The organism is Thermopirellula anaerolimosa (assembly GCF_054657335.1).
Genome location: NZ_BAAHYX010000004.1, coordinates 223,936 through 247,796, shown reverse-complemented (window position 1 = coordinate 247,796; position 23,861 = coordinate 223,936). Strand labels below are relative to the sequence as shown.

The 23,861-nt window shown below is 59.7% G+C and carries 17 protein-coding genes; 6 read left to right on the top strand and 11 right to left on the bottom strand.

Features of this window, described 5'->3' with window-relative positions:
- Window positions 1-61: 61 nt before the first annotated feature.
- The 7 genes from rho to queA form a co-directional block, all read right to left on the bottom strand.
- Window positions 62-1,543, bottom strand: coding sequence for a transcription termination factor Rho (gene rho / locus ACYQ6J_RS01595; protein WP_460182439.1), 1,482 nt, complete (start codon window positions 1,541-1,543; stop codon window positions 62-64).
- Between the two features lie 360 nt (window positions 1,544-1,903).
- Window positions 1,904-2,503 carry a dephospho-CoA kinase gene (gene coaE / locus ACYQ6J_RS01590; protein WP_460182438.1) on the bottom strand — a complete coding sequence of 200 codons (600 nt, stop codon included), beginning with the start codon at window positions 2,501-2,503 and terminating at the stop codon, window positions 1,904-1,906.
- A gap of 125 nt (window positions 2,504-2,628) precedes the next feature.
- Window positions 2,629-5,424, bottom strand: coding sequence for a DNA polymerase I (polA, locus tag ACYQ6J_RS01585; protein WP_460182437.1), 2,796 nt, complete (start codon window positions 5,422-5,424; stop codon window positions 2,629-2,631).
- A 138-nt stretch (window positions 5,425-5,562) separates the two neighbouring features.
- Window positions 5,563-6,381, bottom strand: a complete 819-nt coding sequence (locus ACYQ6J_RS01580) for a DUF3047 domain-containing protein (protein ID WP_460182436.1) — start codon at window positions 6,379-6,381, stop codon at window positions 5,563-5,565.
- A 259-nt stretch (window positions 6,382-6,640) separates the two neighbouring features.
- Complete coding sequence (locus tag ACYQ6J_RS01575; protein ID WP_460182435.1) at window positions 6,641-7,837, bottom strand: cysteine desulfurase family protein; 1,197 nt, start codon at window positions 7,835-7,837, stop codon at window positions 6,641-6,643.
- Window positions 7,838-7,904: 67 nt separating this feature from the next.
- Window positions 7,905-8,516 carry a phosphoesterase gene (locus ACYQ6J_RS01570; protein WP_460182434.1) on the bottom strand — a complete coding sequence of 204 codons (612 nt, stop codon included), beginning with the start codon at window positions 8,514-8,516 and terminating at the stop codon, window positions 7,905-7,907.
- 103 nt (window positions 8,517-8,619) lie between these two features.
- On the bottom strand, window positions 8,620-9,672 hold the full coding sequence (gene queA, locus ACYQ6J_RS01565; protein WP_460182433.1) for a tRNA preQ1(34) S-adenosylmethionine ribosyltransferase-isomerase QueA: 1,053 nt from the start codon (window positions 9,670-9,672) through the stop codon (window positions 8,620-8,622).
- A 478-nt stretch (window positions 9,673-10,150) separates the two neighbouring features.
- Here queA and ACYQ6J_RS01560 point away from each other — a divergent pair, with 478 nt between their 5' ends.
- The 6 genes from ACYQ6J_RS01560 to ACYQ6J_RS01535 all read left to right on the top strand — a co-directional run bounded on the left by ACYQ6J_RS01560 (window position 10,151) and on the right by ACYQ6J_RS01535 (window position 17,522).
- Entirely contained in the window at window positions 10,151-11,311 is a 1,161-nt protein-coding gene (locus tag ACYQ6J_RS01560) for a glycosyltransferase (protein WP_460182432.1), read from the top strand.
- Window positions 11,312-11,619: 308 nt separating this feature from the next.
- Window positions 11,620-12,075, top strand: coding sequence for a division/cell wall cluster transcriptional repressor MraZ (gene mraZ / locus ACYQ6J_RS01555; protein ID WP_460182431.1), 456 nt, complete (start codon window positions 11,620-11,622; stop codon window positions 12,073-12,075).
- 615 nt (window positions 12,076-12,690) lie between these two features.
- Entirely contained in the window at window positions 12,691-13,593 is a 903-nt protein-coding gene (gene rsmH, locus ACYQ6J_RS01550; protein WP_460182430.1) for a 16S rRNA (cytosine(1402)-N(4))-methyltransferase RsmH, read from the top strand.
- 207 nt (window positions 13,594-13,800) lie between these two features.
- Window positions 13,801-14,562 (top strand): hypothetical protein, encoded by a 762-nt coding sequence (locus ACYQ6J_RS01545; RefSeq protein WP_460182429.1) that lies wholly within the window; start codon window positions 13,801-13,803, stop codon window positions 14,560-14,562.
- A 199-nt stretch (window positions 14,563-14,761) separates the two neighbouring features.
- Window positions 14,762-16,135, top strand: coding sequence for an FAD-dependent oxidoreductase (locus tag ACYQ6J_RS01540; RefSeq protein ID WP_460182428.1), 1,374 nt, complete (start codon window positions 14,762-14,764; stop codon window positions 16,133-16,135).
- A gap of 121 nt (window positions 16,136-16,256) precedes the next feature.
- Window positions 16,257-17,522, top strand: a complete 1,266-nt coding sequence (locus tag ACYQ6J_RS01535) for a 4Fe-4S dicluster domain-containing protein (protein ID WP_460182427.1) — start codon at window positions 16,257-16,259, stop codon at window positions 17,520-17,522.
- 13 nt (window positions 17,523-17,535) lie between these two features.
- Here ACYQ6J_RS01535 and ACYQ6J_RS01530 read toward each other — a convergent pair whose 3' ends face one another.
- The 4 genes from ACYQ6J_RS01530 to ACYQ6J_RS01515 form a co-directional block, all read right to left on the bottom strand.
- Window positions 17,536-18,867 (bottom strand): DUF1552 domain-containing protein, encoded by a 1,332-nt coding sequence (locus ACYQ6J_RS01530; RefSeq protein WP_460182426.1) that lies wholly within the window; start codon window positions 18,865-18,867, stop codon window positions 17,536-17,538.
- 87 nt (window positions 18,868-18,954) lie between these two features.
- Window positions 18,955-20,928, bottom strand: coding sequence for a DUF1592 domain-containing protein (locus tag ACYQ6J_RS01525; protein ID WP_460182425.1), 1,974 nt, complete (start codon window positions 20,926-20,928; stop codon window positions 18,955-18,957).
- 414 nt (window positions 20,929-21,342) lie between these two features.
- On the bottom strand, window positions 21,343-22,023 hold the full coding sequence (locus tag ACYQ6J_RS01520) for an NUDIX hydrolase (protein ID WP_460182424.1): 681 nt from the start codon (window positions 22,021-22,023) through the stop codon (window positions 21,343-21,345).
- Between the two features lie 46 nt (window positions 22,024-22,069).
- Window positions 22,070-23,845 carry a DUF6798 domain-containing protein gene (locus ACYQ6J_RS01515; RefSeq protein WP_460182423.1) on the bottom strand — a complete coding sequence of 592 codons (1,776 nt, stop codon included), beginning with the start codon at window positions 23,843-23,845 and terminating at the stop codon, window positions 22,070-22,072.
- Window positions 23,846-23,861: the final 16 nt, after the last annotated feature.

Here is a 23,861-nt window from a genome sequence, read left to right as displayed (position 1 = left end):
GATTGCGGCATGCCGTGCCTTAAGATCGGGTTGAACGCCCACGAAACTCCGTCGGGGCGGCTTATCGCACGTTCATGCTCATGAGGAATTCGGCGTTGGTCTTGGTCTTGGCGAGGCGTCCCACCAAAAACTCCATGGCGTCCGGGGCGTTCATCTCGTTCAACACCCGGCGCAAGACGCAAATCCTACGGTATTCCTCGCGATCCAGCAGCATCTCCTCACGCCGCGTGCCGGAACGATTGATGTCGATGGCGGGCCAGATCCGCTTATCCACCAACTTGCGGTCCAACACGATTTCCATGTTGCCCGTGCCCTTGAACTCCTCGAAGATCACCTCGTCCATTTTGCTGCCCGTGTCGATCAAGGCCGTGGCGACAATGGTCAAGGATCCGCCTTCGTCGATTTTGCGTGCCGAGCCGAAGAACCGCTTGGGCCGCTGGAGGGCGTTGGCGTCGACGCCGCCGCTGAGGATCTTACCGGAGTGCGGGCATTCCGCGTTCCAGGCTCGCGCCAATCGCGTGATGGAATCCAGGAAGATCACGACGTCGCGACCGTACTCTACCATTCGCTTGGCCTTTTCCAGCACCATTTCGGAGACTTGAATGTGCCGCGCGGGGGCCTCGTCGAACGTGGAACTGATGACTTCGCAGTTGGAGCCTTTGACCTGACGCTCCATGTCGGTCACTTCCTCCGGACGCTCGTCGATCAAAAGCATGAAGACATAGCTGTCCGGGTAATTGTGCAAGACGGCCTTGGCCATTTTTTGCAGCAGGATCGTTTTGCCGGCCCTCGGAGGGCTAACGATGAGACCTCGCTGGCCGAAACCGACCGGCGCAATCAGATCCACGACGCGGCACTCGATCTCGTCGCTCGTCGTCTCGAGCATGATCCGCTGATCGGGGTGGCACGGCGTCAGGTCGTCGAAAGCGATCCTCTTTGCGGCGGAGTTCGGATCTTCGTAGTTGACCGCCTCCACCCGCAACAGTGCGAAATAGCGCTCGTTCTCCTTGGGAGGGCGAATCTGTCCCGATACGGTCATGCCCGTCCGCAGTCCAAATCGACGAATTTGACTGGGAGAAACATAAATATCATCGGGACATGCAAGATAATGATAATCCGGGCTGCGAAGAAAGCCGAAACCGTCCGGGAGAATTTCGAGCGTTCCTTCGCCGTACATCAATCCGCTGAGTTTGATGCGCTCCTTGAGAATGCGAAAGATCAACTCTTGGCGGTTGATTCCGGCGATGTCGGTGAGGTTGTCCTTGCGAGCCTCCTCGATCAATTCGGCCATCGACATCCGTTGTAGAACGGTGATATTCGTGTCGCCCGATTGTTTGATTTTTTCCAGTTCGCGGTCGTCATCCTCGGCGTCGAGACGACCCTCGACCAGTTGTTCCGCAATGGAAAGGGGTTCCTTTTCCTTATCGGGGCGACGGCGGGGGCGATATCCGCCGCGCGGAGAACCGTCGCCGCTCTCCCGATTGAACCGCCGAGGGGGCGGGGATGCGGCATCATGCGGATTGGCGTCGTGCGATTGCGACATGGGGCGAGGCTCCTGATAAGCCGACGATGGGCACGCGATCGGTGCCGTGGAGGGGGCGCATTTCAACGGTATCAACGCGTTTCGAACATAGGGACGCTGCCGGCGCGATAGCCCGCCGCGGGGGAGCGCCGATTCCGCTTTCGGATCGTATCGGTCCGCCGAACATCGGCATGTTCCCGTCGTCCGGGCACCGCTTTCGGCGCGGTCGCACCGCCAAGGGACGACCGAAAACCACAACTCGACGCCCGGAAAGGCTTCTGGGGTGCGGACCCGAATGGGCGAGGGTCGTACCACAGTCGCGCAATTCCTGCAACGAGAAGGATTACTTGCTCAAACAAGCGGTAAGCCGAAGGCGGGAAGCTAGCCGAAAAGCAGGCCCCAAAACCGTTTCACTTGAGCCTGTACGTGTTCGCGCGACGCAGCGTTGTCAATCATGAAATCGGCCCGAAGTCGCTTGAACTCCAGCGATTTCTGTCGGCGCTCGCGCCGCGAAAGACTTTCCGCGTCGAACCCGCGAAAACGAGCACGCTCCGCGCGAACGGTCGGAGACGCGTCAACATAAATAATTCTATGGCATAGTTTAGCCCATTTCGCCTCCAAGAGCAATGGCGCATCGAGGACCACGGCGGGAATTCCTTCTCTCGCCGCTTGGCGGGCCTCGGCGTAGAACTCGACCAGGACCAAAGGGTGCAAGACCGATTCCAGTCTTCGCAGCGCTTGATCCGCTTTCGGGCCCTCTTGGAAGACGATCTCCGCCAGCTTTCTTCGGTCGATTCCTCCGTCCGCAGAGAGTATTTCCCGCCCGAAGATGGCGGTTAGATCCTCAGCCACCGTCGGTTTCGTCAAGAGGCGATGGGCGACCTTGTCCGCGTCGAAATGGCGGGCGCCCAGCACGGTGAACTCATGGGCAACGACCGTCTTGCCCGCACAGATTCCCCCAACGATGCCGATGATCCACATGTCTTTTCTCGCAATTCCTCGGAAGAGAATTCATTGTCCAGCAACTTATCCGCGTCCCGAACGGGTCTGCGGTCCGGCGTACGTCTGCCCGGCTCAACTCGGCCCACCGGATTGAAAGCGTCGGCTCAATTCGTTGGCAACGTCTCCAATTCTCCCCAGTTGGGACCGCTTCGGACGTCCACCTTCAGCGGTACGTTCAACGAGAAGGCATGCTGCATCTCTTCACGCAGTAGTTCGGCTGCGACCGGAAGTTCGATGCCGGGGCACTCCAGTAACAGTTCGTCGTGAATTTGAACTAAGAGCGCGGATTGAAGCCGCTCTTTTCGCAATCGGCCATGTACCTGAATCATGGCCTTTTTGATCAGATCGGCGGCGGAACCTTGAATAACGGTGTTGATCGCCGTGCGTTCGGGTAGGTTTCGTTGCCGATTGGGGTTCTCGCGGATTCCGCTGACTTTCCGCTTTCGGCCCAGGATGGTCTGAACGAACCCATGCTCACGGCAATCGGCGAGGACTTTTTCGAAGAATCGATTGATGCCCGGATACCGGGCAAAATAGGAGTCGATGAACTGGGCCGCCTCGTCTTGGGATATTCGTAGCTGTTTAGCCAATCCGAAGGGAGTTTGGCCGTAGATGACTCCAAAGTTGACAGCCTTGGCCCGGCGTCGCATCTCGGAAGTGACCGCGTCCGGCGGAATACCGAATACTTCGGCCGCCACGGCGGAATGGATGTCTCGGTCCTCGCTGAAGGCCCGGCAGAGTTGCTCGTCGTTCGAGAGGTGGGCCAAGATACGCAACTCGATTTGCGAGTAGTCGGCGGAAAGCAAGACCCAGCCTTCGTCCGCGACAAAAGCGGTGCGAATCGCTCGCCCTTCCTCGGTCCGAATGGGAATATTTTGCAGATTGGGATCGCTGGAGCTTAGTCTGCCGGTGGCGGTGACGGCCTGGTGGAATGATGCGTGAATTCGACCGGTACGGGGGCAAACCATTTGAGGCAGGGCATCCACGTACGTGCCCTTGAGTTTGGAATATTGACGAAATTCGAGGATTTTTTGCGGCAGCGGATGGAGCGACGCCAGTTCCTCGAGAACCTCCGAATCCGTGCTCATGCCGGTCTTGGTCCGCTTGACGGCGGGAAGACGCAAGCGATCGAATAGCACCTCTTGAAGTTGCTTCGGAGAACTGATGTTGAAGGTTGTGCCGGCCAACTGATGGATTTCCTGTTCCAGTTCCTCCATCCGCTGCGCGAACTGCCGACTTAGGCGGCTTAGATACTCCGTATTAATGCGAATGCCCCGATACTCCATGTCCGCGAGCACGGAGATCAGCGGGATTTCCAGGTCTTCGAAGATACCCTGAAGGCCCTCGTTCCGGAGTTGAGGTTCCAATCGCTCGCGAAGGTGCCACGGCAGCGTGACGTCTTGACCGGCATATGCCGCAACTCGGGGAACCTCGACGGAGTCGATTTGCCGTTGTTGCCTGCCTTTGCCGATCAACTCGTCGATTTTCGTGGTTTCGTAGTCCAAGTAACGCTTGGCGAGTTCATCCAGGCTGTGAGAGCGGGAACCGGCATCCAACAAGTAGGCGGCGATGAGGGTGTCGAATTCGATTCCTCGTAGCGACACGCTCACGTTGCGAAGGACGATGGAGTCGTATTTCAGGTTTTGCCCCAGTTTGGCGATTTGGGCGTCTTCCAAAACAGGTTGCAACGCGGCGATGACTTCCGCCTCAGGCAGCGTCCTTGCTCCTTCGGGACCACGTACGGGAATGTAGTAGGCCGCCTCGCGATTCAGGGATACGGCGATACCCACGAGCGAGGCCCAACGGGGCCGAATGTCGGTCGTTTCCGTGTCGAAACAGATGCACGGGGCCGCCTTCAAGCGGTCCGCGAGTTCCCGCAACTTGCGAGGGTCGTCGACGATGTGGGCGTTGACGGCAATCGAGGGAGTTTGCCGCCTTTGGCCGCCGGCGGCCGGCAATTGTTCGATTTCGGGCAATAGCGTGCGAAAGCCGAGTTCCTCGCACAAACCCCGAACGGCGTCCGATTGGATCGGCCCGGGACTCGCCTCATCCCATGAAAAGGACAGCGGTACGTCCGTGCGCAATTTGACCAGCGGTCGAGCGCTCAGGATTCGATCGCGACTTTCCAGCAGGCTGCGCCGAAGTTTTTCGGGTTGGATTTGATCGGCCTGAGTTAGGATGTCGTCCAGTCTGCCGTACTGCTGAAGCCACTTGGCCGCCGTTTTCGGTCCCACCCCGGGGACCCCGGGGATGTTGTCCGTGGTATCGCCTACCAGAATCTGAAAGTCGGCAGCTTGATCGGGTCGGATTCCCCACTCGTTCTCCAAGCCCGCCGCATCCAAAAAAGTCCGCTTGCGAAGATTCAGCAAGCGAATCCTATCGGAGAGCAATTGGCGGCAGTCTTTGTCGCTTGTCACCAACACGCATTCGCCGCCCTCGCGCTCGACTTGCCGAGCAATGGTAGCCAAGATATCGTCGGCTTCATACCCGGGAACGGCGAGACACAGAATTCCGAGAGCATCCATGAACCGGCGTATCAGTTCGAACTGGGAGCGGAGGTCGTCGTCAAGACGAGGTCTTTGGGCCTTGTATTCCGCGTACATCTCCTTTCGAAACGTGGGTTCCGCCGATTCGAACGCACAAATCAGATAGTCCGGTCGGTATTGCCGCAGAAGATTCAAGATATCGCGGACGAATCCGAATACGGCGTTGACGGGGCGACCGTCGGGGGCCGTCAAGGGCGCAATCGCGTGAAAAAGTTGATGGATGAGTGAGTGGGCATCCACGACGAAAACCTTGCGACCCGCGGGGGGATCCGCGTCGCTCGGGGCGGGGTCCGCGTGGATTTCTTGCGTGAACAACGGCGTTTCGCGGGGAGAGCCGGCACGCGGCTTCGGCATAATGTCAGACCCTACTTACGTTTTGGACAAGACGGCGATCGTCGCTCAATGTCACTGGGGGTCGGCATCCTGTCAATGGCCCGCCTCCCAATGCGTATGCCGCGAGCCGGAAGCGTCCTTCACGTTCGCGGTTGCCACTCAGGTCGGCGTATGCTCCGCCGTCACACTATCTTGCGGTTTGTCGGCCGAGAAAACAAGCGGACCGATCCTTCCATCCGACGAAGATCCCGTATGATCGCTGTCGGACCAGATCCCCAGCGCCGCCAAGGTCGGCGGAGAGGCGGAAAAATACTTGGCGTGATCTTCGCCGACGTTTTGAATTTCCCGCAACCAGCCTTCCGTCGGGCCCTTTCGCACGACTCGGACGGCGGCATCGATCCGGCCGAAGATAACCGAGCGGAATGACTGCCGGGAAACGGATTCGGCTCGCTCGTCGGTCGCGGTGTCCCAAACGTAGCCGAGGATGTCGTACCCGTTGCTTCGGCGAAAGGCCAAGTACACTTGCAGCACTTGATCGTTGCGATCAGCACGAAAGACGCTTCCACCCGCGGGCAGTTTTTCGGCGGCCCAATTCCAAGACAGCCAAGGCAAGGCGCGGATATCGGCGGGACGACTTCGCATGTCGCGATACAGGACGACCGATCCGCCGAAGGTTTGGAAATGGGCAACCCGGCCGATTTCCGCCGGGCCGTCCTCGATGCGAAGGGTGGCCTGACCTCTTAGCCCGGACCATACGCTCCACGGATTGGGCCACACCGTGCGCCCTCCGCGTTTGGACATAAGCGGTCCGCTGAAGTCGAACCTCAAGTCTTTGGAATCGGCGAACGCCAAGGCTCGGGCATGGTTCGAGGAGCTCGGCGTTAACGCCCAGGCCAGGGTGAGCAGCCATTGCCGCCGATTCAGCCCTCGCGGACCCGAAGTCAGGTTGCCGACATGGCTTGTCGCGGTGTTTTCCATGCCCGATCCCCTTTTCGACGTTCGCCGGTGGGCGCCGGGGTTATATTGGGGCCTTCCTTCGGCTTTCGTTAGTGATTGTACGACTCGGTCAGGGACGTCGCAATCAGTCGCTTTGCCAAGGGCTTCCGAAACAAAGAACGCTCGTTGCCGAAGGCTTCGCGAGGGTAACAAGCCCCTGATCGCCGGTTTCGCCGACGACGAACGGGCGACGGCACCTCCCCTGAGACGGGAAAAGGCGAGCCCGGTCTTAACCGGTCGGTCAAGGATTTCCGGCGGTGTCCGCAAGGGTTTTCGCGGCGGCGATGATGGCCGTCGCGGCAGTCTGGATGTCCTCCTCCGTGTTGAAGCGACCGAGGCCGATGCGGATCGATGCCCTGGCTTCCAGTTCCGATAAGCCCAGCGCCAATAGGACGTGGCTGGGTTTTGCGGTTGCCGAACTGCAAGCCGAACCGCTGCTCATCGCGAGTTGGGGGAGGTGGAGGAGCAGGGTTTCTCCATCCACACGCCGAAAGCGGACGTTGAGGTTTCCCGGCAAACGTAAGCCGGGTCGCTCCAAACTGGGACCATTGAGGGTGATTTCATCGCCCAACCCCTGTTTCAAGAGGTTGAACAGGCGATCGCGGAGCGAGCGGAGTCGATCCGATTCGGACTCGAGATCGCGGCAACACAATTCGACGGCGGCGGCCAATCCCACAATGCCGGGCACGTTCAGCGTTCCACTGCGAAGCCCTCGTTCGTGCCCTCCCCCGAGAATCACCGGAGCCAAGCGAAGGGGCGGTGTTCGCTTGGCTACCACAAGCACCCCCACGCCCTTCGGCCCGTAGAGTTTGTGAGCGGAAAAACTCACGAGGTCGACGTCCAGTTCTCTGACGTCCACGGGAATCTTGCCGACCGCTTGCGTCGCGTCGGTGTGCAAAACGATCCCTTGGGAGCGGCAGACTTCGGCAATTTGCCGCAAGGGCTGAATGACGCCGATCTCATTATTCGCCAGGCCGACCGAGGCGAACACCGTATTGGGTCGAATTGCATCGCGAAACGCTTCGGGCGAAATCACTCCGGCGTCGGGCGAATCGCGTTGGGTCGGTGGAAGTATCGTCACCTCGTGGCCCAGGGACCGCATGGCCGCAATAGGCTCGAGTACGGACGTGTGTTCGATGCCCGTGGTAATAATATGCCCCGGATTTTTCAGGCGACGCAGGAACCCCTGGATGGCAAGATTGTTGCTCTCCGTCGCGCCGCTGGTGAAATAGATTGCCTGGGAAGGAGTCTTCAATGCATCTGCGATTCGCTCGCGAGCGTCGTCGACCGCTTGCCGCGCCAAGGCCCCGTGCGAGTGCGTGGTTGACGCCGCGTTACCGAACAATTCACCGAAATAGGGCAACATGGCCTCTACGACTCGCGGATCGCATCGCGTGGTCGAGTGATTGTCGAGGTAGATGGGTAGCGAGGCGGTCATTGGGCGAGCGGAAGGAGCGAGGTTCGCGCGGCAACGTTGCGGCCCCCGTCGCGGTCGCATGTGCGATTCAGAACAAGTGGGCCAAGGCCAGTTGCGACCAACTTTCGAATTCATCCCAATTGTTTCGCAATTCGTGCGGCGGGGCAAATCCGCAATTTAGGATATCGGCCTCGCGGGCGCTCACCTTAGGCTCCTCAAGCCGACCCAGGCAAACGACACCCAGGTGTACGCGCCCCACGTCGGTCTCGTCATCGTTGATGAGGCCTACCGGCGTAATGGTGAGCGGACTTTCGATTGCTACCTCTTCGAAGAGTTCGCGTTTCAGCCCTTCGTCGAAGGCGGCATCCGTCGCGACGCTCGCGTCGCCCTGGGCGATGTGTCCGCCGATACCGATGCTCCGTTTCAGATGAAGTCGCGATTCGCCTTGTCCTTTGCCTCGCGTGTAGTGAAATACTTTTACCGACTTGGCGGTATCATGAGTCAGAACGACGTAGGGAATCAATTGTTTGAAGCTTGGATCGTTCTCCACCTCGTGCCGCGGGAGAAAAGAAAGGTGTCGCGGTTCGAGAAGGAGAGGCAGGTAGCGTTCCACTTCGCGGGAGAAGCCTTGAAAGTGTCCCACCTCGCGGAACACCGCCGCAGGAATGACCAATACCCGCTCTTCGGAAACTTGACTCACCGTGGTGCTCCTTGGGCGGCCAACCGCTCGTACCAGCTTGATAGACTCGGTCGGTACTATTCTCCATTTTCGACGTTGTGCGCCCGATCTCCCGGGGATTCGGCTAGACGATGAGCATGGCATCGCCGTAACTGTAAAAACGGTATTCTTCGCGGACGGCCTCTTCATACGCACGGCGGATCAACTCGTCGCCCCCGAACGTCCGCACAAGCACCAGCAAGGTCGTCTTCGGGAGGTGGAAATTCGTCATCATCGCGGAGATCGCCCGGAATCGGTAGGGAGGTTTTATGAAAAGGTCGGTTTCTCCCGAATAAGGCTGCAATTCGCCATCCGCCGCAGCGGTTTCCAAGAGTCGGACGACGGTCGTGCCGACCGCGATGATGCGGCGGCCCTGCGATTGCGCTTCGCGAAGTCTTTCCGCCGTAGCGGTCGTCACCCGTCCCCACTCGCTGTGCATTCGGTGCTGTTCGATGCGCTCTTGCTTGATGGGTTGGAAGGTCCCAAGACCGACATGGAGGGTGACGTATTCGATCCCGATCCCTTTGCGGCGAATCTCGTCCAGCAGTTTCTTGGTGAAGTGCAAACCTGCCGTCGGTGCGGCCACGGCGCCGGGGACTCGCGCGAACACGGTTTGATAGTGCTGCCGATCCGTTTCGATCATTTCTCCGTCGCGAATGTAGGGCGGGAGCGGCACGCGACCAACGCGGTCCAGCAGGGCCAAGGCATCTTCATCGGAGTCGGGAATCGCCAACCATTCTCCGGATCCCGCCGGCAATTTGGCGACCAACCGCAGCAGCGTGTCCTCTTCGCCTTGCGCGTTGATGAGCCGAATGGTTTCGCCGGGTTGCGGTTTTCCGCGCGTGTGAGCCAAAACGCGCCAGATTCCGGTGCCGTCGGATTCTAAAAACAGGCCCTCCCATCGCCCGCCGGTCTCGGTACGGTATCCCACCAGTCGAGCGGGGATAACCCGGGTGTCATTCAGGACGAGGACGTCGCCTTCGTTCAACAACTCCGGGAGATCGCGGACGTGATAGTGCTCGATTTCGTCCGTTCGTCGACGAACCACCATCAGTCGAGCGTCAGCACGATTGGGCAGCGGATTCTGCGCGATCAGATGCTTGGGCAGCGTGTAATCGTAAGCCGAGAGATCCGTCATGCCGCTGCGTCCATGAGGTTTCGTTTCAAAAAAGTATTGCTATGGAATTGGTGTCGATGCACCCTTCCCAGTCCGCCCGACCCGCCCAAAACGCAATTGCCCAGATCCGCAAGAGAACGCGGAATCTGCTTGCGGTTTGCCCTTTTTGCTTTTGAGAGAATGCTTCAAAACCCGATTCTACGGCGGTTCGGCGGTTGCGTCCATGATCCCGGATTTGACGCCTTCGACGGGAGGTAGAAAGTGGCGCTCCTGGTGAGCATGTTGAACGGGTTTACGGCCGATTCCAAGCGAAAATGCCGCAAGTAGCCGCTGCTACCAGGCATGCAGTCGCACCTCAAAGGCGACGGTCGCGCCGAGTCTGAGTGTTACCGGTCGTGATAGAATGAGACGCATGGCGAAGGCTTGAAGCCTACCGACGCCGGCCGTTACTGGTACCGAGGTGGACGGTAACCCACGATGAATAGATTGGAAGCGTGGAATGGCTCGTGCTCCGATTCGCGTCATGCTCGGGATTACGGACCTCGACGTCGGCGGTGCCGAGAAATGCCTATCGGAACTGGCTTGCCGCGTGGATTCCCTCCGTTTTCGGTTATCGGTAGTCTCGTTGGCGCCGCGACCGCGAGGCGACGATCGACTGGTCCGGAGGATCGCCGAACGGGGTATCCCGCTTTTTTTCCTCGATTGTCGGGGGCTAAGGGATTTGTCCAAGGCGCTGATAGGTTGGTCTAAGCGGATACGGCATTTTCGGCCCGACATTTTACAGACGTTTTTATTCCACGCGAATTTTGTCGGGCGAATTGTCGGGCGTGTGGCGGGCGTGCCTGTCGTGATTTCGGGGATTCGCGTCGCGGAGCGGTCGGCTAAATGGCATTTATTGCTGGACGCGGCAACATCGGGTTGGGTGGACCGCTACGTGTGTGTCAGTCGTTCCGTTGCCGACTTCTCCGCGACCGCAGGGCTGCTTTCCCCGAGAAAAATCGTCGTGATTCCCAACGGGGTGGAAGTGGACAGCGACTGCCCGAGAAGCCGAATCCGCCCACAACCCGTTGAGTCTTTCCGTGTGGGATCGGAAGACGTTGTGAGAAAGATGCGATGCGTGACCTTTGTCGGGCGACTGGTTCCGCAAAAGGGGGTGGACGTGCTCTTGGAGAGTGCCGCGACGTGGTTGCGGGCGTTTCCGGATACCACACTCCAAATCGTGGGCGATGGACCGCAAAAGGCGCTCCTTCGGGACATGGCCGACCGCTTGGGAATCGACGGTCGCGTTGCCTGGCTCGGGCATCGGTCGGATGTGTCCGAGATTTTGAAGACCACGGACCTTTTCGTCTTGCCGTCGCGTTGGGAGGGGATGCCCAACGCACTCTTGGAGGCGATGGCGGCAGGGTGTCCCGTCGTGACAACCGACGTGGAAGGCGTTGCAGAAACGCTAGGCGACTGCGGCCGTGAGCAAATGGTGCCGCCCGAAAATGTTGCGGCTTTGAGTCGTGCCATCATGCGGATGCTTGCCGATCCGAATCATGCCGCAGAACTAGGCAACCGCAATTTCCGACATGTGGCGGAACACTTCCGGTGGGATCGGGTCGTGGAGATGTACGAATCGCTTTGGGAGGAGACCCTTACTGGGTCATGTCCATTCTGAAGGGGTGGGCTGATCGGCTCAAAATGGTGTTTCGAGCAGCGATCGGTCCACGTGAACTTCGCGTTTATTTTTATCCAAACTTCTCAATTTGACCTTCCAGTGAATTATCGGCCGTTTGAGATGCCACACTAGGGCCGTTTCTTTTCGATTTACGGCTTTTCTAAATCCTGTTTCTCATTATCTGAAAGAGACTTCCGTCCGCAGGAAAGGTCGGAAGTCTCTTTGCGTCGGAATGCTGTCTTGACGGAATGCCGGAAGGGGATATCTTGGAATGCCGGTGGGGATTTGTGGAGAAAAGTGGGTGACATATGGCGGTGCTGACCGGGAGGTTTTTGCGGTCCTTGGACGCCAAACTGCGTCTTGCCCTGCCAAAATCTCACCGCGAATCCTTGGGCTGTCCACCGGGCAGCAAAGTGTTCGTAACATTGGGCCTGGACGGCTGTTTGGCCGTTTACACGGAGGGCGCGTTTCACGGATTCGCCGCGCGGGTGCGGCAAGCGTCGCCCACACAGGCCGACGTGCGTGCCTTCACCCGGCTTTTCTTCTCGCTCAGCGAGGAATGCGAAATCGATCGCCAGGGTCGCATCCGGTTGCCTGCATCGTTGTTGGAGGAGGTGGGGATGGAATCCGAGATTGTCGTCATCGGCGCGATGGACCACCTTGAGATTTGGGGGAAACAACGCTGGGAACAGTACTGGCAACGGAATCGGGCGGAATACGAGCGCGTTGCTGAGGCGGCGTTGCGTGACAGTGGTTCGATCTGACCTCGCGAAATGGTGGTAACTGGTGCAATTACCGATTCGCTATGAATGGTGGTGAATACCAGTAAGATAGAGGGGTATGTTTGGCGGAATCGTTTGACTGCGCGATTCCGAGTTGCAAAGATGATTATTGGCCGATTTGCCGGAAGGGAAGGCTCGCCTAGGAAGACGAATCACGTTTGCGAATACCATCGCCGCTGGATGTGCCCGGGCGAAAATGCCGGTGACTCCAGGAAGCGATGGAAAGCGGATAAAGAGCGACGTCCGTCCGTGCATGTCGCCTTGCGTGTGGATGCGAACGTCGATTAGCGGCCACCGATCGACGTTCCTTACCGGTTGCCACGTACCGGTGCATTCCTCACCGACGGATCACAGGGAAGTGGTCTCAGGCGGCACGCGAACCCCAGAGGCGCATGGGTGCGCGGGGTTCAGAGACCCACCCTCGTATGAACATAGGATGTGTTCGAGGGTGGGTCTTTTTTTGTCTTTCCCGCTACAGCGTGTTACCGTGAGTGCGGTTGCGGCACGGAGCACGTCGTAAGCGCGATGTGCCGTTCGCAAGGCCGAACGGCGGAACGCGATCGGCCTCAATTCCGTCCTGAGTTTCGAACACCTGCCATGGAACATGAAGGTCACGCCCCTCTTCCCGACGCAGCGACGTGCCATACGCCCGTCATGCTGCGTGAAGTCTTGAGATGGATGGCCCCGCAACCCGGGCAGACCATCGTGGATGGGACGCTTGGAGGCGGAGGGCACACCGAGGCCCTGGTCCGCGCTGTGTTACCGGGCGGAAGGGTGTTGGCGCTGGACCGCGATCCTTACGCGGTGGCGCGAGCGCGGCGCCGCTTCGGCGAATCGGTCCTTATTGTGCAGGCCGACTTCCGCGACCTGCCGGAAGTGCTCGATGAGCTTGGTTGGGAGTGCGTTGACGGCATCGTTTTGGACTTAGGGTTATCGAGCGATCAGCTTGCGGACCGCGACAGAGGGTTCAGCTTTTCCTCGGACGGTCCGCTCGACATGCGTTTCAATCCGGAAGAGGGGGAACCGGCTTGGCGTCTGATCAACCGCTTGAACGAAAAAGCCTTGGCGGATTTGATTCATGCTTTCGGTGAAGAACGCTTTGCTCGACGCATTGCCCGAGCGATTGCGGAAGAGCGCCGATTTCGAGAGATCAAGACGGCGACGGAACTGACGGCCATCATCCATCGCGTGGTACCCCGTCCGCGGTTCGGCGGCATCGATTCCGCCACTCGGACATTTCAGGCATTGCGGATCGCCGTAAACAGAGAATTGGAGGCGTTGGAGTCGGCTTTGAAGCGGATGCCCGACGTTCTGCGTCCCGGCGGGCGACTCGTTATCATCAGTTTCCACTCGCTCGAGGACCGCATCGTCAAAGAGGCCTTTCGCAACGATCCGCGTTACTCTTCTCTCACCAAGAAGCCCGTCACACCTTCCGAAGAGGAGTTGGCCGCCAATCCGCGCAGTCGCAGTGCAAAACTGCGTGCCGCCGCCCGGACATGACGGCTCGGCCCGCCGTCCGGAGGACCGGCAAACGGGGGGCAAGTGCGGTACCGGCGAATGTTCGTATTGACGAAATTGGGAGGGATCGCGACACTAACTCCGTCCGGGTCGCGAGGGCCGACGGCTTTCTGCGTGGATGACCCTTTGCTCGAAAGATCGTGAGAGATATCGCCTCGATGGGCGGCAGAGACGGTCAGGGAGGACAAGATGACGAGATTATCGGCGGGTTGGGCGATCTGCGGTTTTTTCCTGATGACTTGCTGGATGGGGTTGCCGGGTTGCGGCGGACCTCAGAATGCGGAAAAGCCGGCGGAAGAAGGTAACCGTAAGGCGGGCGATCGGCAGTCGGGGGCGACCGCCAACGTGACCGACTCGGCTGCCGACAATACCGGCGACCCGGTGTCCGCGACGAAGGTGTTTTTGGAGGCCGTTCGCACGGGGGACGACGAAAAAGTGGTGGCCATGTTCACGGAATTGGCCAGGCAGCAGGCGGGAGAATTGAATCGCCAATTCGCGCCGGTGGGCAGCGATACGGCACGCTACGAGGTCTCGGACAAGGTCGAATTCGTGGCGGAGGATGGGGCTCGTGTGATGAGCACGTGGACGGACCTCGGGGCCGACGGCAAACCGCGGTCGGACGATATCATGTGGATGTTGCGAAAAGAGGCGGACGGTTGGCGCATCGCCGGCATGGCGGCGGTGATTTTTCCGGGAGAACCGCCCCTGCTTTTGGATTTCGAAAACATGAAAGAGACATTGCGCAAGGTCGAGTTGCTTGCGGAGGAATTGGAGCGACGGCAAACCGGCAATCCTCCCGCCGTAGGTCAGGACGCTAGCGAGGGGACCGGCGAGGCCGTATCGCGGGACGACTTTGCGGGCGGCGAGGCGTCGCAACCGACCGAGCTTCAATATACGCCCGCCGCGGCGCTGCCGGATCGTGTGCCGACCGCTCCTACGATGCAGAAATAGATCGCTGCCGCCGTTCCACATGGGGGGAGGCTCGAACGATCGGTGGGCGGCCCCACAGCGGTCTGCTCGGCAAGTGGAATGATTCCATACCCCTCGTTGCACGCTTGGCTTGCAATGAGGGGTTTTTGCATTCTATGATGCGGACGTTGTTCACAGCTGACACCGTATTACGGAAGCGAGACGACGAAAGGCGCGACCCATGAGCGGCATGAATCGGCGAACTTGGCTGCGGGCGATGGGGGCTTTGGGGGCGATGGGCGGGATGGGCGCCTGGCATACTGCCCGATCCGAAAGCCCCGCGACGGCGCCCGTTGGCGAGTCGTCGGGTTTTACGAGCAGCGTGATCCATCCCCACAAAGTTCAGGATACGCAATACAGTGCGCGCTTCGTCGACGGTCGCGTGATTCAACCTCAGAGAGAACTGGAATTGCTCTCTCGGTGTCAGGTCTTAGTCGTTGGGGGCGGCCCGGCAGGTGTTTCCGCTGCCATTGCCGCGCGACGAGCAGGCGCCGCGGTAACAGTCGTGGAACGCTACGGGCATTTCGGCGGCCTTTGGACGGGCGGCCTGGTGTTGTTGGTCTTGGGCCATATCGTCTCGGGCGGCAAGCAGGTGTGCATGGGGATCGGGGAAGAGATGATGCAACGGTTGGAAAAACTCCCCGGCGGCATCATCAACCGCCAACCCGGGCGGAACCCCACCGTTGACGCCGAGGCATTGAAGTACGTGATGGTCGAAATGATAGAAGAGGCGGGCGTCGAGGTCTTTCTGCACGCTTGGGGCGTCGATGCCATCCTGGACAAAAACGCCGTTCGGGGTGCGGTTTTCGAAAGCAAGTCCGGTCGTCTGGCGATTTTGGCCGATGTGGTGATCGATGCGACGGGCGACGGAGACATCTTCGCCGCGGCGGGAGCGGAGTTTGAACACCGATCCCACAATGTGGGCTTGGTATCGCGGGTGGGCAATTTGGATCGGGTTGATCCGTCTCGAACTTCGGAATCGGAGCGGCCCAAGCGATTAGGCGCTCCGACGCCCGCCCCCGGCGTGAATTGGATCAATTTGACCGGTCCCGAGGTGGACGGACTGGACGTGCGGACGCTGACTCGGATGGAACTCTCCCATCGAAAGTTCATTTGGCGAAACATCCAGCGAGCGAGACAGACGCCGGGCTACGAGTCGCTTTACTTGGTGGAAACGGCCCCCCAGTTGGGAGTTCGCATCACCCGCGTGCTGAACGGAATGGCGACGGTGCGCTACGCGGATTTGCGGGCCGGGCGGCGGTTTGACGATGTCGTGGCCGTCGGCGGATCAACCAACGGCCAGCACGGGGAATGGCAAGTCCCGTACGGGGCGCTGGTGCCGAAAGGTGTCGACAACGTACTGGCGTGCGGTCGCTGCATCAGCGCCGAAATGCAGATGGCGGATCTGGTTCGCCTGATTCCCAACTGCTTCGCCACCGGTCACGCGGCGGGAGTCGCCGCGGCGGTGGCGGTTCAAGACCGCTGCCCGGTCCGCGCCGCGGAAGTGCCCAAGATCCAGAAGATATTGCGAGAACAAGGCGCCTATCTTGGTTGAACCGCAGTCCCTCGAACGCGTCGATGCGCTGCCAGGGCTTGAGATGAGCGGTGAGCGAGTCGACGATTCGCCGAAGCTTCGACGCTCGTCCGCCCTCGCTTCGGAGGTTTTGCGGTGGGCGGTGCGTCTGACTCTGTTAGCCGCCGCGGTGTTCATCCTTTTAGGCGAAGTTGCACAAGACTCTCCGCTTGCCGCGCTCCCCGCCGGATTGAGTCCGTACGCGGCGATCTTTGGCTTGCTCTTCGCCGGCAGCTTATCGCTATTTGGTTTAGCGGCCCTGCTCATAGCGGTGGTTTCCGCTTTTCGGCTGCGATGGTTTTGTCGGTGGGCCTGTCCTCTGGGAAGTTGCAACGAGTTATCGACCCGGTTGGGGAAACGGGTGGGACTGCGGTCTCCCGCTTTTCCTCGCCTCGGACGCGACCTGGTATTTCTGACCCTCGGCGGCGCTCTGTTGGGGAGTCCGATCCTGCTGTGGCTCGATCCCCTTGCGTTGTTCAGCGGATTGGGGCAGCGTTGGGCCGCAGGAGCGGGGCATTGGGCGGTCGGGCTATCGGGCATCGGTGCCGCCGTGGTGATCAGCTTCTTTCTGCCGGGGTTGTGGTGCAACCGAATTTGCCCGCTGGGAGGGTTGCAAGAGATTCTTTTCTCAGGGCGGCGGGGGCTGACGGTTTGGATGTCGCGCCGGTTCGCAAAGGCGTCTATTGACGATGCCCCGCTAGGATGCCGGGGGACTTCGACCGCATCGTTGACGGAGACTCTTCGTCTGGGTCGCCGTGCCGCGTTGGTCTTGGTCGGCGGCGCGGCCTGGTCCTGGGTTTCGCCGCGATTTGGGACCGCACAAATCCCACCCTTGCGACCGCCGGGCGCTTTTCTCGATGATCGGAAATTCCTCTCGCTCTGCGTCCGCTGCGGGAATTGCGCCCGGGCATGCCCCACGGGAATCGTTCGGCCGCAATTGTTTTCAGGGCCGGTGACGACTTGGCTCGCGCCCCAGGTAACGTTCGCAAACGATTATTGCCTGCCCGAGTGCAATCGGTGCGGCGAAGTGTGTCCCTCCGGCGCGTTGGTCCCGTTTTCCCTGACGGAAAAACCCGTCACCCTGATCGGCAAGGCCGTATTGGATCAAGACCTTTGTTTGCTGGCCGAAGATCGCGAATGTGGTATTTGCCGGAGTCACTGTCCCTATGTAGCCATTCGCTTGGAATTCAACGAGGAAACCTACTCGGTGCTGCCGATAGTGGACTTGGATCGCTGTCCCGGCTGCGGGGCATGCGAGGCGATTTGTCCGACCTCGCCGCGCAAGGCGATTCGAGTGGTCCGCATCCCGAATGGACCGCCGGGGCCGTCGGTGATCTCTTCTTCTAGGCAGCGTCCTCAGTCGATTTGACGCCGCGAGGCGGTTAACCGATGAGTCCCTCCAGCGGACCGGTACTGTCAGCGAACTTCGTCTCCGGTATCCCAGCCAGATTCAGGACTGCCAGGTACAGATTCGCCAGCGGGGTTTCCTTCGGGTAAACCAGGTGTCGGCCTCCACGATGCCCCCCGCCCTTCCCCGCCAATAAGATCGGCAAATCGTCATGATTGTGGCGGTTGCCGTCGCTGATTCCGCTTCCATAGACGATCAGGCAATGATCGAGCAGGCGCCCCTCACCGTCTTCGGCGGCGAACAGTTTGTCCAGAAAATACTGAAGATGCTCGACGTGGAACGTATCGATCTTTTGGATCAGATCGAGTTTGGCGGGATTCCTTTCGTGATGCGAGAGGCTGTGATGTCCTTCCGTGGCGCCGACCTCTGGATAACTGCGGTTACTGCCCTCGTTGGCGAACATGCACGTGATCACGCGAGTGGAATCCGTTTGCAGCGCCAGAACGATCATGTCCATCAACAGCTTCAGACGGTCGCTGAACGCACGGCGACTGACTTCGGGCGGCGGTTCGATGCCCGCGGCGAATAGTCGATTCTCTTTTTCCACACGCTCGAGGCGTTGCTCGACCTGCCGTACCGCGTACAGGTATTCATCCAGTTTCCTGCGGTCTCCGGGGCCGAGTTCGCGCCGAAGCGATGCTGCGTCGTCGGCCAGGAAATCGAGGATGCTTTTTCTCCTCGCCAAAAGCGGTTGGTTTCCGGCATCCCGGGCTTGGGCGTCGCCGAAGAGGCGATTGAAAACGGCGCGAGGGTTGGTCTCTTTGGCTAACGGTGAGGAAGGGGATCGCCAGGAAAGCGTGGACGAATAGACGCAACTGTATCCGGAATCGCACGCTCCGGCTTGGGCACTCGGATCGACGCCCAATTCGAGGGAGGCGAATCGCGTTTCTTTGCCCAAGGTCTTTGCCGCAACTTGATCGACCGATACGCCGTTGTGAATGTCGGCGCCGCCCGTCTTCTTAGGATGAGCCCCCGTTAAGAATGCCGCTGCCGCGCGTGCGTGATCGCCCGGTCCGTCACCCAACGGACGCGCTCCGTTCAACGTCAGTTCGCTCAAGACCGACGCATATTCGCGATGAGGCTCCAGCGGCTTAAGAATGGGGGGCAATTCGGTCAAAGCACCCTCTTGCGTGGGGCGCCATGCTTGCATGCGGACGCCGTTCGGAACGTACATGAACAGCATGCGCAGAGGCGCGGATTGTGACGCTGCTGCGGCAGGCCGAGCCATCGCGCTCAACCACGGCAAGGCCGCTGCGGTTCCCAATCCTCGCAGCATCGTACGACGCGAAATCCGGTGACCCGTCATCTTTACTTCCCTCCGACAATGTGAGTTTTTCGGAAAGTCTTTTTTGACAGCTTGACGATCCGATCGGTTTGGCGTTTCCTACGGTCGTTAGCGGTTGGCAAATCCCGCGACGGTTGTCGATCGGAAGACCGTCGAAGCTTGCTGTTTTTCCGGATCGGCGGGCGAACCGGCGGTCACGGTCTTTTGGAAGGCGTCACTCTCCACGATCGCCAAGATTATTTCTCGAATGCTTGCCGTCTCGGTGTTGCAGGATGCGACGAACTGCCGCACCCAACAATGATCGGAGTCCGTCATTCCCCGGCCCAGTGCGTAAATCATGAGCTTTTCCGTCAGACAGCCAATGAATTCGGCGTTGGATGTTTGGGCGAGCAGTTGTTTGAGATCGTCGGCGTCTCGAAAACTCCTGCCGTCGGGGAGCTCTCCGGATGCGTCGATGGGCAATCCGCCGTCTTGGTCCCGCCACCTTCCCACAGCGTCGAAATGCTCGAGAGCAAAACCGAGGGGGTCCATGACTTGGTGGCAGACCGCGCAATTGGGGTCCTTTCGATGCCTCTCCGTCCGCTCCCGCAGCGTGCCGGTCACGTTGGGTTCCGTGTCGTCGGGGAGCAGGGGAACACCCGGCGGCGGATCGGCGGGAGGCGTGCCGAGAATCGTTTCCATGATCCACTTTCCCCGCTTTACCGGCGAAGTTCGCGTCGGCACCGAAGTGACCGCCAGCACGCCTGCCAGCGTAATCACGCCCCCGCGATGGGAATTCTTGAGCGAAACGCGTTGGAAGGTCTCGTCGAAATCACCCGGCAAACCGTAGTGCTCAGCAAGTCGTCGATTGACGAAGGTAAAATCGGCGTCCAACAAACGGATGGCAGGCAATTGATCGCGGAGTACCGTTTCGAAAAGAAGGACGGCCTCCGTGCGCATCGCCGCTTTGAGGGAGTCATCCACGCCGGGAAAGCGATTCGAGTCGGGCTGGAACTGATCCAAGTTGCGGAGTTGTAGCCATTGCTCGGCGAAATCGTGGGCGAATGAGCGGGATTTCGAATCTGCCAGCATTCGGTCCACTTGCTCGCGCAGGTCGGCCCGCAGCTTGTTTTGGCGGGCGAGTTCCAACAATTCGGCATCGGGGGTACTGTTCCACAGAAAGTACGACAACCGCGTGGCCAGTTCGAAATCATTGAGGGGGCGTACCGTGTCGGGCGGGACGTCCGGCGGATCGGGTTCCAAACGAAAAAGGAAATGCGGCGAACTGAGGACGGCGACGATGCCCGATCGATACGCATCCTCGGGTGTGGCTCCTTCCTCTTGCAACCGTTGCAGCAAGCGGCTCAGTCTCGCCGTTTCGTCCGGTCGCGGGGGCCTTCGAAAGGCCCGCGTCATGAACTCACTCAAGATCGCAGCCAACGCCTCTTGACTGATCGCTCCGCTCTGGATGCCGTCAGGGACGGAACAGGCTGCCGCCGCCTCCTCGGCGGCGCCGAGGAATTTCTCGAACAGTAGCGGCGGCAGGGAGAGGACGTCGCCCACACTATCGAATCCGTAGCCGACGTCGTCGGGCGGCAACCGGTCAACCTTCAGTTCCACGCCGAGCAGGTCTCGCACCGAGTTGACGTATTGCAGTCGGTTGAGCCTTCTGGCAGTGACGCGAGGCGGTTGTTGGGGGCCCGAACAAATGGCGGCGTTAATGGTTTCTTCCAGCCACCGGGCAACGCGACTGCGCTCGTCGGGATCGGGTCGCGGCATATCGGGCGGGGGCATTCCGCCCGTGGCGATCATGGTTTGCACCCGCCGCCAACGGCGAGGTTCTCGAACGATATCATCTTGCGAGGTCACCGCTGCAAGGTCGACGCCCGCCTCGGCGCTATCTCCCGAGTGACAGTCGTAACAGTGCCGTTCAAAGAATGGCTGTACCAGTTCGGGGAATAGGCTGGGTGCGGGCGAATCTTGGCCTGGTACCTGCCGCAAAGCGGTTCGAATCGTCGCCGCCGAGGGCGACTCTTCGTCGTCGGCCTTTGCTCCGGCTAGGGAAGCGGCAATCACGCACGACGCCGCCAATGCGATCGCCATTGGTGCTCGAATGTCAGAGAAAATCGAAGTTCGAACTCCGCGGTTAAGACGGCTTATCGGCCGACGCTTCCCCATGACTGCTACCTGACTCTAATGCTTGGGGTTTAAGATGGTCGTCGCCAAACTTCGTGGATTGCCGATTCTCGGAGGAGGATTCCCGCAGGCGGAAGTGGAATGTCTAGGATTGGGTGGGAACCGTGCAACCGCGAGCGGTCGGCTTATCGGTTGGTCATAATTGTGTCAGTTTAGACTGCGTAACCTGTGCGAAAAGATTGTAGGCCCTTCGATTGCTTTCGACAAGCATTGGGCGCGAGTTCACGCCGGATTTTCCGGAAACGTAATTCGTTGGATTGCCAAAAGGAGTGGGAAACGGGAACGGGCATTCGCGATGCCGTCCGCGCGGTGCCGCGGCCTTCAATCGCGAAGCGACGGATGGGCGGTAGGTGCCAAGTACTCTTCAGCCAGCAAGATCAATTCGCCGACGATGACGCAAGTCGCTCCCCATATCTGGTGGGTCCCGCAGGAAATGTAAGGGGATTCGTAGCGTTCGCCGCGATGGCTTCGCCATTGCCGGCCATAGTTCCGCGGGTCGATGAGGTGTGAAAGCGGAATCTCCAGCAGACTTTCGACCTCGTGCGTGTTGATCGAGAATACCGGGGTTTCTGCGGTGACACCCAGCCACGGGGCAATTCGGTAACCGCTCGAGTGGACGTGAATGGGCGTCAGAGGACCGAGCAATTCGACGGCTTTCGGGTCGGCTCCTAATTCCTCTTGGTACTCCCTCAATGCGGCGACGTCCGACCTTTCGTTGGGGCGGAGCGTCCCGCCGGGTAGGCCGATCTGGCCGGCATGAGTGGGCATGGTCATGGGTCGAACGACGAAAGGAATGTGCCAGCATCCGTCCTTGGGATAGAGCAAGACGAGAACGGCGGCGAGTTTAGGGTTGAGCAACGGTTCGGCATAGTTTCTACCCTGAACGGGGCGCGGGCTGAAACGCCCTTCGGGGGTGAAGCCGGGAAGGGGCGATTTCAATCGACTTTGCAGCCAACGGATGAACTCCACGCCTTCGATCGCATTTTGGTTCTTTTCCGTCATTACGTCACCAATGGGTATTGGCGCAATTGTATGCGTTGCTTGCGATCTACGGCTGAATCAAATCGGCCGGGCTGGGAACGGCTTCGTGCACGGTTCGTTCGGGAGGACGACTCCGCTTGGACCGGTACACCAAGAATGGATTGCCGCGCTCCGCAAAGACCAATTCCAGGTCCAACGTGGGCTTCCAAGTGGTGACGATGTAATCCGCGTCGTATTTTTCCGCCAATTCCAAGAGTCGTTTCTCGCGGAGTTCGGCGAGCGTTCGCGACCATCGTTTGCCCAGCACCGGATCGTCCAGGACGTGGATATCCAGGAGCCGATTCCACCATTGCACGATCGATTGAGCGTCCTGCGGAATCTCTTTCCATGTAACGATTTCGCTGCGACCGGTGTACCACTTGAAACTCCCATTGCGGCGGGGAGTCAGGAATCGAGCATCGCGGGGCGTGTTTTCGGCAACCCACCGGCAGACGCGACGCCATCCGTAATAGTTTCGCAGAAGTCCGGGATCGCCGATCGACTCCCACCACGTGGTGGCGCGCCATTCCGCGCGAGGGACGACGGGTACGGAGCGAACCACAACATATCCGCCCAGATGTCCCGCGGCGGCAACGATTCCAAGATACACCAAACCGCGAGGCACCCAAGACTCTCGTAAACACGCTTTCGAACGGGCGGACTGTGCGAGGATACCGATTCCGAGGGCGGTGCCCAAAGGGATTGCGGCGTCGGCCAACCGGAACCAGTAGTAGCGTAAGACGGCGGCGGCGAATTGCGGCTGAATTTGAACGGTCAAGCCGAGCAACATGCCGATTCCCGCGATCGTTACGGCGCCCAAGACGAAGTTGCGGACTCTCAGCCATGGGGCGTCCGGCGAGAGCAGGCGGCAAAGATAAAGAAATAGGGCGGTCAAAAGGGCGAATCGAGCAATGTTCCAAAATCCAAAGCAACCGGGCACAAGGTGATGGCAGAGGCGGTGGAAGACGTAGATGCGGTGAGCTTGTGCCTCGACCAGCGGAGATGCCCCCGAAGCCAACATGAGAGAGGGAACCAGGCCCGGCAGGGCGATCACCACGGCGGCAGTCATGTAAGGGATCATGCTCCGCACGCTGGGACGGTCCGGCCTGGAAGTGCACCACGCGAAGACGGTTGCAACCATGGCCCAGCCGCCCACCAAGACGTGAAAAGCGGTGGCGACGCCGAGCAGAATCCAAGTCCGGGAATACCGCCCCTTGGCAAGTTCGGCCAAGGCGAAAAACAAGGCGGCATAAGCGATGCCTTTGGCTTCCGCTCCGCCGATGACCCATTCTCCCGCCATGTGAAGATGGTCATTGGCGGCGGCAAACAAGAGCGCGGTCCATGCGGCGAGCAAACCGCCTCGACCCAGAACGCTGCGGTGCAATCGGCGCCATCCCTCAGCCAGAAGCCCCCAGGTGATCAAACGAATTGTCCACGCCATCGCGGTTGGAGGCAGAACTAGGGCCAACCACCCCGCCGAGAAGTAGAAGACCCAATGGGCATCGCGACTGGCGAAGAAATCGTCCCGGGGACCGAAATCGGGGTTCCAAAAATGGATCGCCTTGCCCACGTAATACGGTTCATTGACATCGGGGACGGGCCAAGCTCCCTGGATGCAGAATACGCAAAAGATGAGGAGCCATTCCAGTCCGGGAAAATTGAGGCGGGCGTCCAGTCCGCGGAAGAAGGTTGAGCCGGCGGAATTCGGCTGAGTTAAGGGCGTCGGTTCGGTCGCGGAGCGACACGAAGTGTTCGAAACGGCGAGAATCCGCTTGGCCGCTCCTGCGAAAATGAAATCGCTCATGGTGACCGCAAAGGAA

What these genes read in the sequence shown, in the direction of transcription:
- ACYQ6J_RS01560 (WP_460182432.1), top strand. Translation starts at nt 10,151, where the DNA reads ATGGCTCGTGCTCCGATTCGCGTCATGCTCGGGATTACGGACCTCGAC.
- rsmH (WP_460182430.1), top strand. Translation starts at nt 12,691, where the DNA reads ATGGAACATGAAGGTCACGCCCCTCTTCCCGACGCAGCGACGTGCCAT.
- coaE (WP_460182438.1), bottom strand. Translation starts at nt 2,503, where the DNA reads ATGTGGATCATCGGCATCGTTGGGGGAATCTGTGCGGGCAAGACGGTC.
- ACYQ6J_RS01575 (WP_460182435.1), bottom strand. Translation starts at nt 7,837, where the DNA reads ATGACCGCCTCGCTACCCATCTACCTCGACAATCACTCGACCACGCGA.
- rho (WP_460182439.1), bottom strand. Translation starts at nt 1,543, where the DNA reads ATGTCGCAATCGCACGACGCCAATCCGCATGATGCCGCATCCCCGCCC.
- ACYQ6J_RS01515 (WP_460182423.1), bottom strand. Translation starts at nt 23,845, where the DNA reads ATGAGCGATTTCATTTTCGCAGGAGCGGCCAAGCGGATTCTCGCCGTT.
- queA (WP_460182433.1), bottom strand. Translation starts at nt 9,672, where the DNA reads ATGACGGATCTCTCGGCTTACGATTACACGCTGCCCAAGCATCTGATC.
- polA (WP_460182437.1), bottom strand. Translation starts at nt 5,424, where the DNA reads ATGCCGAAGCCGCGTGCCGGCTCTCCCCGCGAAACGCCGTTGTTCACG.
- ACYQ6J_RS01540 (WP_460182428.1), top strand. Translation starts at nt 14,762, where the DNA reads ATGAGCGGCATGAATCGGCGAACTTGGCTGCGGGCGATGGGGGCTTTG.
- ACYQ6J_RS01525 (WP_460182425.1), bottom strand. Translation starts at nt 20,928, where the DNA reads ATGGCGATCGCATTGGCGGCGTCGTGCGTGATTGCCGCTTCCCTAGCC.
- ACYQ6J_RS01580 (WP_460182436.1), bottom strand. Translation starts at nt 6,381, where the DNA reads ATGGAAAACACCGCGACAAGCCATGTCGGCAACCTGACTTCGGGTCCG.
- ACYQ6J_RS01545 (WP_460182429.1), top strand. Translation starts at nt 13,801, where the DNA reads ATGACGAGATTATCGGCGGGTTGGGCGATCTGCGGTTTTTTCCTGATG.
- ACYQ6J_RS01530 (WP_460182426.1), bottom strand. Translation starts at nt 18,867, where the DNA reads ATGACGGGTCACCGGATTTCGCGTCGTACGATGCTGCGAGGATTGGGA.
- ACYQ6J_RS01520 (WP_460182424.1), bottom strand. Translation starts at nt 22,023, where the DNA reads ATGACGGAAAAGAACCAAAATGCGATCGAAGGCGTGGAGTTCATCCGT.
- mraZ (WP_460182431.1), top strand. Translation starts at nt 11,620, where the DNA reads ATGGCGGTGCTGACCGGGAGGTTTTTGCGGTCCTTGGACGCCAAACTG.